The organism is Stenotrophomonas sp. STEN031 (genome assembly GCF_056759975.1).
In genome coordinates this window covers 50,988-68,456 of the sequence record NZ_JBRREA010000011.1, presented here as the reverse complement: position 1 = coordinate 68,456, position 17,469 = coordinate 50,988, and the positions used below count along the sequence as shown (strand labels likewise).

General features: G+C 63.4%; 14 protein-coding genes. 10 read left to right on the top strand and 4 right to left on the bottom strand.

Annotated elements, in window-relative coordinates; translation table 11 throughout:
• Positions 1–28: 28 nt before the first annotated feature.
• On the bottom strand, positions 29–670 hold the full coding sequence (locus ACVOLQ_RS07475) for a lysoplasmalogenase (protein ID WP_481527560.1): 642 nt from the start codon (positions 668–670) through the stop codon (positions 29–31).
• A 303-nt stretch (positions 671–973) separates the two neighbouring features.
• Here ACVOLQ_RS07475 and fdhD point away from each other — a divergent pair, with 303 nt between their 5' ends.
• Both fdhD and ACVOLQ_RS07465 read left to right on the top strand, forming a co-directional pair.
• The gene (gene fdhD, locus ACVOLQ_RS07470) at positions 974–1,816 is read left to right on the top strand and encodes a formate dehydrogenase accessory sulfurtransferase FdhD (RefSeq protein ID WP_481527559.1); all 843 of its coding nucleotides are present in this window, start codon (positions 974–976) and stop codon (positions 1,814–1,816) included.
• A gap of 455 nt (positions 1,817–2,271) precedes the next feature.
• Positions 2,272–4,548, top strand: coding sequence for an FdhF/YdeP family oxidoreductase (locus tag ACVOLQ_RS07465; RefSeq protein ID WP_481527558.1), 2,277 nt, complete (start codon positions 2,272–2,274; stop codon positions 4,546–4,548).
• 59 nt (positions 4,549–4,607) lie between these two features.
• Here ACVOLQ_RS07465 and ACVOLQ_RS07460 read toward each other — a convergent pair whose 3' ends face one another.
• The gene (locus ACVOLQ_RS07460) at positions 4,608–6,170 is read right to left on the bottom strand and encodes an EAL domain-containing protein (RefSeq protein ID WP_481527557.1); all 1,563 of its coding nucleotides are present in this window, start codon (positions 6,168–6,170) and stop codon (positions 4,608–4,610) included.
• A gap of 209 nt (positions 6,171–6,379) precedes the next feature.
• Complete coding sequence (locus ACVOLQ_RS07455) at positions 6,380–7,168, bottom strand: TOBE domain-containing protein (protein WP_481527556.1); 789 nt, start codon at positions 7,166–7,168, stop codon at positions 6,380–6,382.
• A gap of 199 nt (positions 7,169–7,367) precedes the next feature.
• On the opposite strand from ACVOLQ_RS07455, the gene ACVOLQ_RS07450 reads away from it, so the two are divergent.
• From ACVOLQ_RS07450 to ACVOLQ_RS07415, 8 genes are all read left to right on the top strand, one after another.
• Positions 7,368–9,350: a TonB-dependent receptor plug domain-containing protein gene (locus tag ACVOLQ_RS07450; RefSeq protein ID WP_481527555.1), complete on the top strand. Its 1,983-nt coding sequence runs from the start codon at positions 7,368–7,370 to the stop codon at positions 9,348–9,350.
• Positions 9,351–9,352: 2 nt separating this feature from the next.
• Positions 9,353–9,892 carry a DUF2478 domain-containing protein gene (locus ACVOLQ_RS07445; protein WP_481527554.1) on the top strand — a complete coding sequence of 180 codons (540 nt, stop codon included), beginning with the start codon at positions 9,353–9,355 and terminating at the stop codon, positions 9,890–9,892.
• Positions 9,889–10,926, top strand: coding sequence for an ABC transporter substrate-binding protein (locus ACVOLQ_RS07440; RefSeq protein WP_481527553.1), 1,038 nt, complete (start codon positions 9,889–9,891; stop codon positions 10,924–10,926). The genes ACVOLQ_RS07445 and ACVOLQ_RS07440 overlap by 4 nt, the downstream gene beginning before the upstream one ends.
• Positions 10,923–11,942 carry a FecCD family ABC transporter permease gene (locus ACVOLQ_RS07435; RefSeq protein ID WP_481527552.1) on the top strand — a complete coding sequence of 340 codons (1,020 nt, stop codon included), beginning with the start codon at positions 10,923–10,925 and terminating at the stop codon, positions 11,940–11,942. The genes ACVOLQ_RS07440 and ACVOLQ_RS07435 overlap by 4 nt, the downstream gene beginning before the upstream one ends.
• Positions 11,943–11,944: 2 nt before the next feature.
• Positions 11,945–12,715, top strand: coding sequence for an ABC transporter ATP-binding protein (locus ACVOLQ_RS07430; protein WP_481527551.1), 771 nt, complete (start codon positions 11,945–11,947; stop codon positions 12,713–12,715).
• Positions 12,715–13,521, top strand: coding sequence for a class I SAM-dependent methyltransferase (locus tag ACVOLQ_RS07425; RefSeq protein ID WP_481527550.1), 807 nt, complete (start codon positions 12,715–12,717; stop codon positions 13,519–13,521). The genes ACVOLQ_RS07430 and ACVOLQ_RS07425 overlap by 1 nt, the downstream gene beginning before the upstream one ends.
• Positions 13,522–13,790: 269 nt before the next feature.
• A complete protein-coding gene (locus ACVOLQ_RS07420) occupies positions 13,791–15,362 on the top strand; it encodes an SDR family NAD(P)-dependent oxidoreductase (protein ID WP_481527549.1) in 1,572 nt (523 codons plus the stop codon).
• Between the two features lie 136 nt (positions 15,363–15,498).
• Entirely contained in the window at positions 15,499–16,107 is a 609-nt protein-coding gene (locus ACVOLQ_RS07415; protein WP_481527548.1) for a DNA-3-methyladenine glycosylase, read from the top strand.
• 55 nt (positions 16,108–16,162) lie between these two features.
• On the opposite strand, the gene ACVOLQ_RS07410 is transcribed toward ACVOLQ_RS07415, so the two are convergent.
• Positions 16,163–17,140: a LysR substrate-binding domain-containing protein gene (locus ACVOLQ_RS07410; RefSeq protein WP_481527547.1), complete on the bottom strand. Its 978-nt coding sequence runs from the start codon at positions 17,138–17,140 to the stop codon at positions 16,163–16,165.
• Positions 17,141–17,469: the final 329 nt, after the last annotated feature.

The following is a 17,469-nucleotide window of genomic DNA, read 5'->3' as shown; positions in this document are numbered from 1 at the left end:
CAGCACCGGACGCCTATCCCTGCCACGATCATCCGGCGACTGACGAAGCCAGGATGATCTGGGCCACATAGTAAAGCGGCAGGCCCCAAAGCCGGTTGATCGCCCCCGGCGCCACGAAGCGGTTGCGGGCAACAGCAACGTCCGAAACCGCGAACATCACCGCCCCCACTGCAAGCAACCACGTTCCGGAAGCGGCGCTTGCGGCGGTCGCCAACGCACACATGACGACGATGGCTGTCACGTACGCCACAACCGCGAGGCGATAGAACACTTTCAGGTAGCGCCAAAGCCATATGACAACCGCGATGCCGAGACAGCCCATGATGGCGAACCCTGCCACCAAGGCGGCGCCAGCCGTGGGCAGGGCTGCAAACGCCATCGCGAACGCAACGTGGGCAAACAGAAAGCTGGCCAGGCCGAGCAGGAAGAGACGGCTTTTGTGGGACAGCAGCAAAACGTCGCCCACCCAACTCAGCCCAAGCCCCACCAGGATCAATTTCCCATAAGCGGATGCTGTCGCGTCGAGCTGAAGCGCCAACGCAAGGAATGCCGTACTGGCGACAACTTTCAGCAGGACCTTGCCCGCTTTCCAACCGCGGTATTCGCAGACGACCAATGCGCCACAGGCAACAAGGCAAAGGATGATCGTGGCGCTTGCAGCGTTTACCATGGCTATCTGCGTTCTCCCCAACGTTGTAGTGATCTCAGGCCGGGAAACGGGCTCGTCTGAGGCTGATGGTTGACGGGGACCCGCCAACCAAACGCCAAGCGACGACCCAGGCCATTTCTGCACCTAGCTTGCCTTGGCCGCCGTCTTGCAGGCAACAGCGTCGATATCGAACGCGCTGGCCGGGATTGGCCTGACTCTGCATCCACCAAGGCTTGGCCATCACAAGGTTGCGCTATTCTCTGGTCAGAGAAGCTCGCCCCAGCAGTCCACATCGCCAAGCCAAGCCGCCAGGTTGCCGCCCGCATGTCCCGAGTCGATCCAACTGCTGTTGCCGAAACGCCTCCCGGGGTCGCCGTTCGGCGAACGCTGCGCTGGTGCATGGGAGAGCGTAGTGCCGTCGTCGACAGCGTGGCGGAGGAGGTCCCCGTTGCGATGCGCTACAACGGTGTTCCCTTCGCCGTAATGATGGCCACACCATCGGACCTGGAAGACCTGGCACTGGGTTTTTCGCTGACCGAAGGTCTCATCACCGATGCTTCCGAGTTGATCGGGGTGGAAGTACATCCCAGCATCGAGGGCATCGAGATTCATATGCAGGTAACGAGCACTGCCCCTGCAGCGTCCCTGCCCGCCACTTCTGGTCGGGCCTTGCCTGGGCGCAGCGGATGCGGCTTGTGCGGTGCAAGACTCCTGGAAGACATCATGCGGTTGACACCGCCAATCGAGAGAGCCTTGACGTTCCCGGTCGCCTCATTGCGATTGGCCTTGTCCTCGCTTCCCCGGATGCAACCCATGAACGTGGCAACGGGTTCCACCCACGCTGCGGCCTGGGTGGAGCTGGACGGCCGGATCACACGGCTTCGAGAGGATGTGGGACGGCACAACGCACTGGACAAGCTTGTTGGCAGCCTCCGTCGCGGTTCCCGATCGACCGAAGCAGGGCTGGTTCTCCTATCGAGCCGGGCCAGCTATGAAATGGTCAGCAAGGCGGCCCACGCAGGCATGGCCGTCGTCGCTGCCGTATCCGCGCCGACTGCGCTTGCGATCGATCTGGCAAACGCGGCTGGCATCTGTCTGATCGGCTTCGCCCGGCGTGATCGGTTCAACGTGTATTCGCATCCGGAACGTCTGCTGGGTTCTGAATAGGGAATTGGTGGCACCCACAACGCCCACCCAGATTCACTGGACCAACGTGTGCCATGAAGTCCGAGTGCTGGAAAGCCTGTTCCCAAGCGCCGGCTGTAGCTTCAAGGCCTCGATCTGGCGGACCCTGGTGATCATGGGCCGGATCTGCCACCCGCGACGCCCGGGCGAAACAACGACAGGGAATCCGCTTGTGGAAATCACACGAAAACAACATTCACACGGTCAGTGTTGTGGCCTGTCTGGAAGCTCTCTGTTACATGGAATGCAGGTTCGGTACCGGAGTTTGGGCCTGGGCAGGATCATCGGTTCGTCTGCCGGCCTTGTGTCGTGCCTGCGACGAGCAGACTTTCCGCAGCCCCATCGCGTACGACAAAGGCTGTCCCGCGTTGTTGAGACCCGGCTTCAGGCTTGCCCTCCCCTTCCTTGATGTACCCATATCAGAGTGAGGTAGCACCATGACCGAGAAGGACATCCCCGGCATTCGCAACTACGATGCTCCGGCAGGTGGCTGGGGGGCGCTCAGGGCAACGGCCAAAGCGATCAGCGAACAGATGGCGGCCCCCGAAGCTGCGATCACCCTGTTCCGTACCAACAAGCCGGAGGGCTTCGATTGCCCTGGCTGCGCGTGGCCTGACCGCAAGCACACCTCTACCTTCCAGTTCTGCGAGAACGGCGCGAAAGCCGTGACCTGGGAGGCGACCAAGAAACGCGTTACGCCGGAGTTCTTTGCCTCCAACACCGTTTCCTCGCTTCTGGAAATGACGGACTACCAGCTGGAGGACCAGGGGCGCCTGACCCATCCGCTGGCTTACAACCCGGAGAAGGACATCTACGAGGCCGTGGAATGGGACGAGGCGCTGAGCCGGATCGGGCAGATTCTGCGTGAACAGCCGGACCCGAACATGGTTGAGTTCTACACCTCCGGGCGCGCCTCCAACGAGGCCGCATTCCTGTACCAGATCTTCGCTCGTGAGTATGGAACGAACAACTTCCCTGACTGCTCCAACATGTGCCACGAAGCCACCAGCGTGGGCCTGCCTTCGTCGATAGGCATCGGCAAGGGCACGGTCTCGCTGGATGACTTTGATGCCTGCGAGCTGATCATCTCCATCGGCCACAATCCCGGCACCAATCACCCCCGCATGATGGGAACGCTGCACGAGGTCGCACGCCGCGGCGCTCCCATCATCGTGCTTAATCCGCTGCGCGAGCGCGCCCTGGAGCGCTTCGCCGATCCGCAGGATCCGCTGGAGATGGCAACACTCGGCGCAACGGAGATCGCCTCTTCCTATCTGCAGCCACGCATAGGTGGCGATGCCGCAGCACTGAAAGGCATCATGAAGGCCCTGCTGGAGATGGAGGCGGCCGAGGGCGAGGATGCCGACATCCTGGATCGCGCGTTCATTGAAGAACACACCCGGGGATTCGACGCCTTCGTCAGGGACCTGCAGGCGGCGAGCTGGGAAGCAATCGTGTCCGAATCAGGCTTGCCTGAGGGCGATCTGCGCAAGGTCGCCCAGGCCTATGCCAGATCCAACGCGACCATCGTCACCTACGGCATGGGCATCACCCAGCACAGCACGGGCACCAGGAATGTCCAGCAGATTGCCAACCTGCTGCTCCTGCGTGGCAACTTCGGAAAGCCGGGTGCAGGCATCTGCCCACTACGCGGACACTCCAACGTCCAGGGCGATCGCAGCGTCGGCATCACCGAGAAGCCGAGTACCGAACTCCTCGAAAGGATCGAGAAGCGTTTCGGCTTCCGCGCGCCCAGCGACCATGGCCACGACGCTGTCGCTGCGATGCAGGCCATCATTGAGGGCCGCTCGCGGGTGTTGATCTGCCTCGGGGGAAATCTTGCCGTGGCACTACCTGATGGCGATGCCTGTTTCGCAGGGATGCGCCAACTCGAAATGTCGGTCCACATAGCCACCAAGCTCAATCGAAGCCACCTGCTGGTCGGCAGGAACACCTTCATCCTGCCCTGCCTCGGCCGAACCGAGCTGGACATTCAAGCCACCGGGCCGCAGGCGGTCACCGTGGAAGACTCGATGTCGATGGTGCATGCATCGCGGGGCAAACTGAGACCAGCCTCTGAGCAGCTGCGTTCAGAGCCGGCAATCGTTGCAGGCATCGCCCGCGCAACCCTGCCATCGAGTCGCGTGCAGTGGATGGAAATGGTGGCTGACTACGACCTGATACGCGAAGCCATCGAAGCGGTGTTCCCCGATTTCTCCGACTACAACGCCAGGATCCGGATTCCCGGTGGCTTCCGCCTGCCGTTGCCGCCTACCGAACGCATCTGGCGCACTGCATCGGGCAAGGCCGAGTTCCTCCGCTTCTCGGGTCTGGCCGAAGACCCCAGGCCTGTCGACACCGCCGTGCTGAAGCTGGCAACCATCCGCAGCCACGACCAGTACAACACCACGATCTACAGTTTGGATGATCGCTACCGTGGCGTCTTCGGTCGCCGCGATGTCGTGTTCATGAACGAAGCGGACATGAGCGAACGCGGGATCCAACAGGGCGACCGCATCCGCATAACGACGGCACTTGAGAACGAGGGCGAAAGGATCCTGGAGAACGTCATTGCGGTGAGCTACCAGATTTCCCGTGGGTCCGTAGCGACGTATTACCCGGAAGGAAACTGCCTTATCCCACTGAGCTACATCGACCCTGCCAGTGGCACGCCGTCCTACAAATCAGTGCCGGTGCACATCAGCAGGGCGTAGCGGCGTTCCCGCCTTCGTGGCGCGTGGTGGTTGAAGCGGTGTGGCTTCATAACGCTGCTTCAATTCTCTCCAGCCGGAACACCCTTCCCTGCCGCGAAGGCCAGGAACTGATGTATGGGAAGCGCCTTCGCATAGAGCCAGCCCTGCCCGAACTGCACATCGGAATGCTTCAGATAGGCTTCCTGCGCCGGCGTCTCGATTCCTTCGGCGATGATCGTCAGCTTCAGGGCATGCGCCATGTTGATGATATGGTCCACCACGATGCTCTGCGCAGCATCAGCGCCGATAACGCGGGTAAAGGACTTATCGATCTTGAGTGTGTCCAGCGAGAGGCCCTCCAGCAGGGATAGGCTTGAATAACCGGTGCCGAAGTCATCGATGGTGACCCGGTAGCCGAGAGAGCGCGCATTGCCGATTACCGCTGCAGCCGCTGCGGCGTTGATGAAGCCGCGTTCGGTAATCTCCAGCCATATCTGCGCCGACCGGACACCTTCCCTCGCCACCGCTGCATTCAAACCTTGCAGGAACCGCCCGCTCTCCATTTCATTGGCGGGTATGTTGATTGAGAGATGGGCATCTGCATGTCCGCGTAGATACTGGCTCATCTCAGCAACGCCGACGTCGATCACCAGATCGGTCAGCGGTGAGATGAGACCGGTGGCCTCCGCCAGCGGAATGAACTGGTCAGGAAATGCCATCGGCGTACCTGGTCGCTGCCACCTGACCAGCGCTTCGGCGCCGATGCACAGCCCATTTGCAAGGTTGATGATCGGCTGGTAATGAACCGCGAATTCCCTGTTCCTGATCGCCAATTCCAGCGTCTTCGCCGGCGACAGCTGCTGCCTCGATACCCAGATGATGAGGCCGATCAGTATCAGCGAGATGGCCGCGCCGATGGGTAGCAGGTACCGCCAATCCAAGCCTGCCGAGGCCCCGGTCAGCGCGGTGTCAGTCAGCGCAAAGGCGACGAGGCCAGCCGCCGGTCGGGAGGAAAATGCATATTGATCGCCGATGCCCGGCTGGTTGCCCGCAAGAAGCATCTGGATCACCTGTGGTTGGACGGTGCCAGAGGCTTCAAGGACCCGCCCATCACGACTGGCAACGCCGTACACCACCTGCGTACTGATCACCAGGTCGGTAAGCCGGCCCGGGGTAATCAGCACCCCGTAATCGCCGCGCCGGACCTCCACCCGGGGCTCGCCCCTGAACAGCCTGGGCGACTCGGCATACGACAGCGTGCTGCCGTCGCCAAGATCCAGGTCCGCATCACCGGCCGGCACCGGCGGCGAGATCACGCCAAGCCGCGTGCATACCAGTTTTCCGTCCTCGAAATAGCCCAGGTCCTCGATGCTGCGCGCGTCGGCAACCACCTGACCCATCATCTTCAGGTGCGCGAGCGAGCAGTCGGTACGATCAATGCTGCCTGCGCGTACGAGCGCGCGCTTGGCATCATCCAGCGTGCGCTCGGTGCGCTTTGCGGTGGATGCAGCGACATCGTCCAGGTGCTGTTGCTGTGTCCTCAGCGCCTGCTCGCGCTGCACCCAGGACATTCCGATCAGTGGCAGAACACCCGCCGCAACCGCCAGGACGCCGGCGGCAAGCAGTACCGATTTCCTTCTCATGCAGCCCCGCCGTCTCGGCACCCGTCCAATCCTGACAGCGTACCGCAAAGCCACAGGCCATCGCAGCGCGCAGATCCGTGCGCTATCAAAGGCCAGAACGCGTCAGCCGGGTGGTCACCGCGGACGCTCGCATGACAACCCGTCATTGCCGGCAGGTTCACGCGTCTGTTCCAGCGCAACGGGGGCCAGACCTGTGCTTTCCCGGGGTATCACATCGACACACCAATGATGACGCTGGATGCGTTGAACAGCACCACCGCCGGGCCACCCTCCTTCAGCTCCAGTGCGGCTGTCCCGGTCCGGGTGATGACCGCGACAACACTGCAGCCGTGGCCGATATCCACCACAACTTCGTCGTTCACGGCACCTTCGGTAATGCGCGCGACCGTGCCGTTGAATTGATTGCTTGCCGAACACCGCGCGCCTTGGCCCTGCGCCAGTAGCACCGAAGATGCCTTGACCAGCGCATAGGCTGGCATGCCAACCTCCAGCCCCAACGATGCCATGCTGCCGTGGGTGATGGTCGCCACGACCGTGAGCCCAGGTGCGACTTCGATCTGCACTTCATCGTTCACGGCGCCGGCGGCCACGGCGCTGATCCGGCCGTGGAACTGATTGCGCGCACTCGTGATCATTCCGATCCTCCGTATCAAAGCCATGTCCTCATCCAATCCTGCGGGAATCTGCTGGGATTGCAGGAAGGCGCGGTGTGCACGTTCAAGCTGCTCGAAGCGCGCAACCAGTTGGCGCCCCCGCTCGGTCAACTGGGCACCGCCGCCGCCACGCCCGCCGACGCTGCGTGCTACCAATGGTTCGCCGGCTGCTGTGTTCATGGCGTCCACGGCGTCCCAGGCGTTCTTGTAGGTCATGCCCATCCGCTTGGCGGCCTGGCTGATTGAACCGCAGGCGTCGATGAATCCAAGCAAGGCAAAGCGGCCACGGCCGCCCAGGCTTTGCCCGGCAACGTTCAGCCACAGACTGCCTTGTAGCTCAAGCATGGGGTCTGTCTCGCTCATCTGGTCTGGTACCCGCCTGCGATAACTGTGGCCAGTGTAAGCCGCACGCCATCTCCACCCGGCTTGATATCGATCAAGGACGCCCTGGCGCTCTCCCCCGAGAATCCCTGCATTGGTCACCAAGTTGACCTAACTGCACCGTTATATCATCTTGGATATAGCGAATCCGAGGATTGCGAGTATGCGCACCTGCCGTTTCGTTCTGCCGCTGTCAGCCCTTCTACTCCCCCTGTCGGCCGCAGCCGCTGACACCGCAGCCCCGCCGGCTTTCACCTTGGGCAGTGTCGATGTCCGTGCCGAGCGCGGCACTTCTCCCACTGTCGCCGAACGCAACCTGGACGCGGACCGCATCCAGCAGCTGGACCGCAACACAGTCGGAGAGGCAGTCAGCGTACTGCCGGGCGTCAGCCTGGCACGCAATTCACGCAACGAGGACATGGTCTACCTGCGCGGCTTCGATCCCCGCCAGGTGCCGGTGTTCCTCGACGGCGTCCCGCTGTACGTGCCCTATGACGGCTATGTCGACTTCGGTCGTTTCACCACCTTCGACCTGGCCCGGATCGATGTTGCCAGTGGCGCCGCATCACTGCTCTATGGGCCCAACATCCTCGGCGGTGCGATCAACCTGATCAGCCGGCGGCCGGAGCGTCCATTCGAGGCTGACTTGCGCCTGGGCGTCGCCGATGGCGGCGAGCGCAAGGCGGCGATAAACCTCGGCGGTCGCCAAGGTGATTGGTACTACCAGCTCGGCTGGTCAATCCTGAAGGCGGATGAGTTCCCACTCCCGGGCGGGTTCGTCGATTACAAGCGCGTACCTACCGACACCGGTGATGACCGCCGCAATGCCGACCGCGAAGATCGCCGGCTGTCATTCAAGCTCGGCTACACGCCGCGTGAGGGCGATGAATATGCCATCGGCTACGCGCGCCAGGATGGCGAGAAGGGCAACCCGGTGTACACGGGAACCGCAAGCAGCGGCATCCGTTACTGGCGCTGGCCATGGTGGGACAAGGACAGCCTGTACTTCATCGGCAATACCCAGCTCGGTCAGCACACGACCTTGCGCACCCGCCTCTACCGCGACACTTACGGCAACGGACTGGAGGCCTACACCGACGGCAGCTATCAAACCGCGCTGGACAACACCAGTTTCCCCAGCATCTACGACGACAAGACAATCGGCGGCTCGCTGACCTTGGCCAGCAACGCCCTGCCCCGCCAGCAGCTGCAGCTTGCATTGCATTACAAGGAAGACCAGCACAGCGAGCGCAACCCGCACTCGCCGACCAAGGACTTCCGCGATGTCACCACCTCGGTGGCAATCGAAGACCGTATCGCACTGACTGACACCGCGCACCTGCGCGCAGGCCTCGGCCATGACCGTCGCGAGGCCAAGCGTGTCTACTACTGGCCGACCGGCAGTGCCGATGCCACCAATGCCGTTCTGGAGTACGTGCAGCAATTGGCACCGGAGCAGCAGTGGTATGCCAGCGCCGCACGTCGCACGCGCTTCCCCACCATCAAGGATCGCTACTCGGCACGCATGGGGGCCGCACTGCCCAACCCTGACCTCGCCCCCGAGCATGCCACCCATCTCGAACTCGGCCTGCGCGGTAGCTGGTGGCAAGGCAGCCAACTGCAGGCAGCGGTGTTCCACAGCCGCATTGATGACCTGATCCAGACCGCCGTCGTTGCCTCGCCTGAGTGCGGCGGTCGCACCTGCAATCAGGCACAGAACATTGGCCGTGCCCGCAACGTCGGTATGGAGCTGGGCTTGCAGCAGCGCATAGGCGACGACTGGGACCTGCAGGCAAGCTACACCTGGTTGCGGCGCACCAACCTGGAGAACCGGGATGTGGCCCTGCTCGACAGCCCACGCCAGCGCTTGTTCATGGCCGTTGGCTGGCAGCTGCTGCCGCAGTTGCGTCTGCAGGCCAGTCTGGAAGCCGAACAAGGTCGCAAGGTCAGCTATGCCGATACAACTCGTCCGGTGCGTGCCCTGCCTGGCTTCGGCATCGGTGGACTGAAGGCGAGCTGGTCACCGCGCGGCAACGTCGGCTTCGATCTGGGCGTGCGCAATATCGGCGACAAATGGTACGAGTTGGCCGATGGCTACCCCATGCCCGGCCGCACCTGGTTTGCCAATGCCAACTGGAGGTACTGAGCATGAGCAACGCGCAGCCCGCACGCATCGCCGCCATCGTGCACGACGGCAACGGTGAGCCCGATGGGCTGCTGGCGGCTTTCGCTGCCCGCCAGCTCGCAGCCGGCCACCGCGTCCGCGGGCTGGTGCACCTGCCTCATGCGCCAACAGCCACGGGCAAGCGCATGGTGCTGATGGACGTAACCGATCCGCAGTCCCGCTACCCCATCAGCCAGGCGCTGGGCGCTGCTGCCTGTGGCTGCAATCTCGATCCGCGCGGCATTGCCGATGCCAGTGTCGTACTACGTCGTGCCGCGCAGGAACCGGCGGCGCTGGCGATTGCCAATCGGTTCGGCACGCTCGAGTCGCAAGGCGGCGGCATGGCCGACGAACTGTTGGCGCTGATGCTGGCCGGCATCCCGCTGCTCACCGCAGTGAAGCTTCCCTATCTGGAAGCCTGGCGCGCGTTCACCGGTGGCATGGCGGTTGAGCTTCCCGCCACCGACGCGGCCCTGCAGCACTGGTGGGATGGCTGCCGCCAGCAAGATCAGGAGGCGACATGAAACGTCGCGCCCTGTTGCAGGCCTTCGCGCTGGCTCCGCTGCTGTTTGCAGGAAGCCGACTATTGGCAATGCCCGCACAACGCGTGCTGCGCCTCGGCGAACCCAAAGGCCCGCCGCAGCGCGTGTTTGCTGCGGGCGCCCCAGCAGCGGTGCTGGTTGCGGCGATCGCACCGCTGCGATTGCTGGGCTGGCCCATGCGGGTTTCACCAAGCGCGTTGGCGCTGCTGCCCACTGCACTCCGCGGCCTGCCTATGGTTGGCCGGCTTGCTGGACGCGGCAGCACCGTCAGCCTGGAACGCCTGCTTGAGCTGCAGCCGGATCTGGTGCTGGATGCCGGTGATTTCGACGCGAGCTACCGTGACTCCGCCGAGCGGGTGTGGCAGCAGACCGGAATTCCGGTCGAGCTGGTTGCAGGACGCTTGCCCGATCATCCCGCTCAGCTGCGCCATGTCGGCAAGCTGCTTGGTGTGACCGCGCGTGGCGACGCGCTGGCGCAGGCAGCGGAAGCACAGCTGGCGTTGGTGCGCGAGGTGCTTGCCACCCGCCCTGCGGCCTCGCGTCCGACTGTCTACTACGGGCGCGGCAGCGATGGGCTGGAAAGTGGCGTGTCCGGTTCGATCAACACCGAGGTCATCGAGTTCTGCGGTGGCCGCAATGTTGCTGCCGCGGCTGGCAAAGGGGGGCTTGCACGTGTCTCGCTGGAGCAACTGCTGGCCTGGGACCCGGACGTGATCCTTACCCAGGACGCCGCATTTGCCGCAAGCGCGGCACAGGACGCACGTTGGCGCAGCCTGCGTGCGGTGCGCGAAGGGCGCTTGCACTGCGCACCATCACTACCGTTCGGTTGGCTGGACGGCCCGCCCGGCGTCAATCGCCTACCCGGCTTGCCGTGGTTGCTGTCGCGGCTGCATCCCGGTGCATCGCCGGCGCTTGCGCCGGCAGCGCTGCGCACGCGCATCAACGCGCTGCATCAACTGCTTTGGGGTCAGCCACTGCCAGCGGACGTCGCGCGCAACCTGGATGGGCGCCAATGACGGTGCGCCCCATGCCGCGCTGGGCGTGGCATGCCGGTGGCTGGGTGCTGCTGGCGGCAATGATCCTGCTGGCATTCTCGGTTGGCCAGTTCCCTGTATCGCCGACACGCGTGGTGCAGGCGATAGGCTGGCAGCTGTTTGGCATTGGCGAGCCAAGTCCGCCCGCTGTGCATGCGGCGCTATGGAACATCCGCCTGCCGCGCGTGATCGCGGCCGTGCTGATTGGTGCGGTGCTGTCCGCTGCCGGGGCGGCGTATCAGGCGATGTTCCGCAATCCTCTGGTCTCGCCCGACATTCTTGGTGTCTCCGCGGGTGCCGGGCTCGGTGCGTCGCTGGCATTGTTCCTCGGTCTGCCATTGTTGCTGGTGCAGGGCTTCGCCTTCGCCGGCGGGTTGACTGCGGTCGGTCTGGTCTGTCTGGTGGCAGCGCTGGTGCGTCGGCATGAACCGATACTGGTGCTGGTGCTGGCCGGCGTTGCGGTGTCGGCACTGTTGGGCGCCGGCATTTCGCTATTGAAGCTGCTTGCAGACCCTTACACCCAGCTTCCTTCAATCACGTTCTGGCTGCTCGGCGGATTGAATGCCGTTGTGCTTGATGATCTGCGCGTCACCGCACCGCTGCTGCTGGTCGGGTTGTTGCCGCTGCTGTTGCTGCGCTGGCGCATCAACCTGCTCAGCCTCGGTGATGAGGAAGCCAGCGCATTGGGAGTGGCGGTCACACCGCTACGCTGGACGCTGATTGCCGCAGCGACACTGTGCACAGCGGCTGCTGTGTCACTGGCCGGCATCATCGGCTGGGTCGGGCTGGTGGTGCCACACATCGCGCGCTTGCTGGTAGGCGCCGATTTCCGTCGGCTGTTGCCGGCCAGCCTGCTGCTGGGTGCCAGCTTCCTGCTCGCCGCCGACACACTGGCGCGGACCTTGGCTCCGATAGAACTGCCGCTCGGTATTCTCACTGCGTTCGTCGGTGTTCCGTGCTTCCTGCTAGTGCTGGCACGCAGCGAGAGCCGGGCATGAGCATGGGCGACGTTCTCCTGCAGGCACGCGGGCTGACGGTAGGCCATCGCCAGCAGCCCTTGGGCGAGCCTTCGGACCTGCACCTTCATGCGGGCGAAGTACTGTGCCTGCTGGGTCCCAATGGCTGCGGCAAGACCACGCTGTTCCGCACGCTGCTTGGCCTGCTCCCCGCCATTTCTGGCGAGATTGCGTTGCAGGGGCAGCCGCTGCATCTGCTCGGCCGCAACCAACGCGCCCGGCAGCTGGCGTACGTTCCACAGTCGGCGCCGTTCGCCTTTGCCTGGCGGGTGCTGGAAGTCGTTGCCATGGGCCGCGCGGCCCATCTTGGTTTGTTGGCCACGCCCACGCGTGCGGACGAAACAATTGCCCTTGATTGCCTGGATCAGCTCGGCATCGCCGCATTGGCGCAACGCGTGGTCAGCACCCTCAGTGGCGGTGAACGCCAACTGGTGTTGATAGCGCGCGCACTCGCGCAGCGTGCACAGATCCTGATCATGGATGAACCTACCGCCAGCCTCGATTTCGGCAACCAGCTGCGCATTCTCGACACCGTGCGGAGCCTCGCCGATCGCGGCATCGGCGTGTTGCTGTCCACACACCAACCGCAGCATGCGCTGCAGGTGGCAGACCGCATTGCCTTGATGGCCAACGGAAGCCTGCACGCGCTCGGTCCCGCCCGCGAGGTCGCCACACCCGAACGGTTGGCCCAGCTCTACAACGTCGATGCCTCGCGCATAACCATTGCCCTTCCTGACCTGCAGCCACTGCCCTGATGACCACACTTCCAGCCCCCATCGATCACATGGCCCGCTACCGCCAGCACCTGCTGGCTTGCGGCTTCCAGGCCAAGCCCGCCAGCGCGTGGGATGCGCGTGCGGCGCAGTCCAGTTGGAAGCGTCGGCACGACGACTACAGCGAGGCATTCCTGGCGCGGCTCGACCTGAGTGGCGTGAACAGCGTGCTGGATGTTGGTTGCGGGCCCGGCCTGCTCAGTTTGCCAATCGCCGCGCAGGTGCAACAGGTCCATGCCCTGGACTACAGCCAGGGCATGCTTGATGGCCTGCATGCCGCCATCCGCGCCCAACAGGTCGACAACATCGAGCCACACCATCTGTCATGGGAGGACGACTGGAGCAAGCTGCCCGTCTGCGATGTCGCCATCGCCTCGCGTTCACTGATGGTCCCTGAGCTGGAACGGGCGCTGATGAAACTCGACGCGCACGCAGCGCAGCGCGTCTACGTGAGCTGTACCACGCAGCCGCGTACTGGCGTCCTGGAGCTTGCGGCGCTGCTGGGTCGGCAATGGATTCCCATGCCGGACCATCGCTATGTGATGGAGCTGCTTTGGGACATGGGACGGGAGCCCCGGCTCGACTATCTGCCGGTGTCGGCACTGGACCAGACACAGACTGCCGACGATCTGGTCCGCCAGGCGGAACAGTTGTTCGGCGAGCTGCAGATGAACGAGCGCAGCAGGATCGCGGAGTGGCACGGGCATTCGCCCCTGAATCGGCTTGGATTGGCACCCACCAGGCGTTGGGCCTTCATCTCCTGGGAAACCACTGCCCAAGCTAGCTGAGGTGGTGCATGGCGCTGATGGCCCAGGTCGGCGAGACCGGTCCTTGGCACCGTTCAAGCTGCATCAGCTGCGGTGCGCCCAGCCCTGGAAGGCGGCTGGGCAGGCGCTGCCGCCCATCCATCAACCCGACATTGGCGCCAACCCCCTGATATCTGGGACAATTGCCGCCGGCCGGACGCTCCCGGCCCGCTACAGCATGGACCCGCATCGAGGCGGTCATCGCTCTGCTGTCCATTCACGGCTTGCCGCCGCTCTTCCCGGATCGTCATTTGAACGCCATCGATACCCCTGTTGACCCTGCCCTGCCCTTGGCGGATCGTCTGCGCGACGCGCTGGATCTGCTGGAGACCATCGACGCGGATCGCGGCGTACTCGATGCGCTGCCTGAAGCCGACCGTGTACGCCTGCACCAGGTCGTTGCCAGGATCTTCCACCCCGAACCCAAGGCACGCCGGCAGATGCTCAAGAAGCAGGCCCGTGAGCGCCACCAGGAAAAGGTGCGCAAGTCCGAGGCGCTGCTTGAACAGACCGGCATCCGCGCCCTGCGCCGCAAGCCGGTCTTCAGCACCCCGAACTACTTCCCACCGCATGCAGCCGGGTTGCACGATGCCAGCAATGGTGAAGGTGCCGCGCTAGCGGAAGAGCCGGTGCATTCGCCCGAGCTGCGCCACTGCTACGTGTGCAAGCAGAAGTTCACCCAGCTGCATCACTTCTACGACCAGATGTGCCCGGCCTGCGCCGATCTGAATTACATCAAGCGCACCGAGACCGCCGATCTGCGTGGGCGCGTGGCGTTGCTGACCGGTGGCCGCGTCAAGATCGGCTACCAGGCCGGCCTGAAGCTGCTGCGTGCCGGCGCCGAGCTGATCGTGACCACGCGCTTCCCGCGCGACTCGGCCGCCCGCTATGCCGAAGAACCCGACTTCGCCGTGTGGGGCCACCGCCTGCAGGTGTACGGGCTGGACCTGCGCCACACGCCCAGCGTCGAAGCCTTCTGCAGCGAGCTGTTGGCCACGCGCACGCGCTTGGACTTCATCATCAACAACGCTTGCCAGACCGTGCGTCGTCCGCCGCAGTTCTATGCGCACATGATGGCCGGCGAAACCGCTGCCGTGCAGAGCCTGCCGGAAACCATCCGCAAGCTGATCGGCAATTACGAAGGCCTGCGCAGCGCCGACCTGCTCCCCGTCGCGGCAGCCGCACTGCCATCGCCGCAAGCTGTCGGTACTGACGGTTTGACCCGTGCTGCCGAGTTATCGCAGGTGCCGCTGCTGGCTGACGAACTATTGAGCCAGCGCCATCTATTCCCCGATGGCCGCCTGGACCAGGACCTGCAGCAGGTGGACCTGCGCGACAGCAATTCCTGGCGCCTGCGCATGGCCGAGGTGCCGTCGGTGGAGCTGTTGGAAACCCAGCTGGTCAATGCCATTGCACCGTTCATCATCAACGCACGCCTGAAGCCGCTGATGCTGGCCACGCCAGAGCGCGACAAGCACATCGTCAACGTGTCGGCGATGGAAGGCCAGTTCTACCGCAACTTCAAAACCACCCGCCATCCGCATACCAACATGGCCAAGGCCGCGTTGAACATGATGACGCGCACCTCGGCGGCCGATTACCAGAACGACGGCATCCACATGAACAGCGTGGATACCGGCTGGGTCACCGACGAGGATCCGGCAGGCCTGGCCGCCCGCAAGGTGCAGGAAGAGCGCTTCCACCCGCCGTTGGACATCGTTGACGGCGCCGCCCGCATCGTCGACCCGATCATTCACGGCTTCAACACCGGCGAACACGTCTGGGGGCAGTTCCTGAAGGACTATGCGCCTACCGATTGGTGAGCGCGCGGACACTGATTGAAACGATGGTTGTGCCCGACTGGCCGGGGCAGAACCATCGGCGTGCCACAGGCGAGCGGTGCGATCCGCCAAGCAACCTTACTGGCACGTCACCGCGGGCTACGGCTAGGATCGGCACATGAAGACCTCGCCTGTAAACTCGATGGTGCTCCCACGCGATTTCTATCGCAGACATCCCATTGTGGTCGCGCCGGAGCTACTCAACAAATTGCTGGTTCACGACGATGGCCGCTGTGCACGCATCGTCGAAGTGGAGGCCTATGCAGGTGGCGAGGACCCCGCCGCGCATTCGTTCCGTGGCAAAACCGCGCGCAACGCCACCATGTTCGGCCCAGCAGGTCATCTCTATGTCTACTTCACCTATGGCATGCATTGGGGCAGCAATGCGGTCTGCGGAGAGCCCGATGAAGGCGTAGGCGTGCTGCTCAGGGCGGCACAGCCGTTGCAGGGTTTGGATCTGATGCAAGCGCTCAGGCCAGCTGCTAAACGCACCATCGACCTGGCCAACGGCCCCGGCAAGTTGTCCCAGGCATTTGGATTGAACCGTGCGCATGACGGCGCTGACCTGGTAAGCGGTGATCGCGGCATCCGGATTGTCTCCGATGGAACGCCGCCGCCCCTCGTTCCCGGCCAAGGACCGCGCGTTGGCATATCCAAAGCCGTGGACCTGCCATGGCGATGGTGGGTCGCCGGCAACCCGTGTGTCTCTGGAAAAAAACAACGCTGAGATGCTCGATGAGCATGTCCACCGACAGCTTTGGCAAGGATCCTATCCTTTGTGGTCAAGGCAGAGCATTCTCGCCTTTGGCCTCGCCCTGCAGCCAGCCGAGGAATGAGGCAATGGCGGGCTTGCCATCCGCCCCTGGAAGAGTCACGGCGTAGTAGGCAAACTCGGTGGGCCATGGCTGATCCAAGGCGACCACCAATCGGCCGCTGGCCACTTCCGACTGCACGTACACGTCACGTACCAGAGCAATCCCCTGCCCCGCTTCGGCGGCGCGGATCAACAACACATCATCATCGAACGCGACGCCTCGTTCGATACGGGGATCGTCCGCCACACCCAGTGCCTTGTACCAAAGTCGCCAATCGCTGCGATCGGAGTCCTGCAGAAGTGGGTACTTGAGGCAATCGATTGGCTTTCGGATCGCTTTGCCCTTGGCCAGCAAACCAGGGCTCGCTACCGGCAGGAGCACCGGCGAAGCAAGGTGACGCGAGACCAGGCCCGGGTACTCACCCAAGCCGTGACGAATCGCTATATCGATGCGGTCACGGCGCAGATCAACCAAGGCCGATGAAGCTTCAACACGCACCTCGATGTCCGGATGCTTTTCGGTGAAGCGGCCCAGCCGAGGCACCAACCAGGACGCAGCAAAACCGGGAACCGTGCTGATCGTCAGTGTCTGCCGTCCGTTGATCGCCTCCAGAACAGCCATGCTGTCCTGGATGGTATCGAAGGCGCGAAGCAAGGCTGGATACACCTGCGCGCCTGCTGGACTGAGCGCGACGCCATGCCGATTGCGGGCAAACAACGTGACGCCGGTACGCGCACTCAACAGTTTCAGCTGCTGGCTCACGGCACCCGGCGTAACCCCCATTACCTCGGCAGCTGCCTTGAGGCTGCCGTGACGACCGGTCTCCACGAATGCACGCAACGCCAACAACGGTAGGACAGCACCCATTGGTTCAATTTCCCGATCTTTCACGCTTGGAAGTGATGGGTCTCTGCTGCGCTTGTGCCCATCAAGTCGGGCCAGCATGGATCATTTCATCAAACGAGAAAAGCTGAATTAATCAATGCACGGCAGCCGGCGATCTGCGGCCTGAATGACAAGGACTGATCACCATGTGCATTCCGCTAGTAAATCCAACACTAAACCCACTGAGAGGCGTGAGGATAGCGCATCCCTTTTCCCGCCATCGCGTCGAGGCCGGTACGAACAAACATTAGAAAATCTGATGTTGTCGAGCAGATAAGATCGTTTTCCAGAGCTGACGACGCCCCATAGACTGCAAGCATTCCCCGTCGGCAGGACCAAAGCTTCCAACAGCAGGCGATCAGCTTGCGCCACCCCAGCAAACCATCAAA

Bases quoted from the DNA above. Each gene is read 5' to 3' on its own strand.
- ACVOLQ_RS07475 (WP_481527560.1), bottom strand. From the start codon at position 670: ATGGTAAACGCTGCAAGCGCCACGATCATCCTTTGCCTTGTTGCCTGT.
- fdhD (WP_481527559.1), top strand. From the start codon at position 974: ATGTCCCGAGTCGATCCAACTGCTGTTGCCGAAACGCCTCCCGGGGTC.
- ACVOLQ_RS07465 (WP_481527558.1), top strand. From the start codon at position 2,272: ATGACCGAGAAGGACATCCCCGGCATTCGCAACTACGATGCTCCGGCA.
- ACVOLQ_RS07460 (WP_481527557.1), bottom strand. From the start codon at position 6,170: ATGAGAAGGAAATCGGTACTGCTTGCCGCCGGCGTCCTGGCGGTTGCG.
- ACVOLQ_RS07455 (WP_481527556.1), bottom strand. From the start codon at position 7,168: ATGCTTGAGCTACAAGGCAGTCTGTGGCTGAACGTTGCCGGGCAAAGC.
- ACVOLQ_RS07450 (WP_481527555.1), top strand. From the start codon at position 7,368: ATGCGCACCTGCCGTTTCGTTCTGCCGCTGTCAGCCCTTCTACTCCCC.
- ACVOLQ_RS07445 (WP_481527554.1), top strand. From the start codon at position 9,353: ATGAGCAACGCGCAGCCCGCACGCATCGCCGCCATCGTGCACGACGGC.
- ACVOLQ_RS07440 (WP_481527553.1), top strand. From the start codon at position 9,889: ATGAAACGTCGCGCCCTGTTGCAGGCCTTCGCGCTGGCTCCGCTGCTG.
- ACVOLQ_RS07435 (WP_481527552.1), top strand. From the start codon at position 10,923: ATGACGGTGCGCCCCATGCCGCGCTGGGCGTGGCATGCCGGTGGCTGG.
- ACVOLQ_RS07430 (WP_481527551.1), top strand. From the start codon at position 11,945: ATGGGCGACGTTCTCCTGCAGGCACGCGGGCTGACGGTAGGCCATCGC.
- ACVOLQ_RS07425 (WP_481527550.1), top strand. From the start codon at position 12,715: ATGACCACACTTCCAGCCCCCATCGATCACATGGCCCGCTACCGCCAG.
- ACVOLQ_RS07415 (WP_481527548.1), top strand. From the start codon at position 15,499: ATGAAGACCTCGCCTGTAAACTCGATGGTGCTCCCACGCGATTTCTAT.
- ACVOLQ_RS07410 (WP_481527547.1), bottom strand. From the start codon at position 17,140: ATGCTGGCCCGACTTGATGGGCACAAGCGCAGCAGAGACCCATCACTT.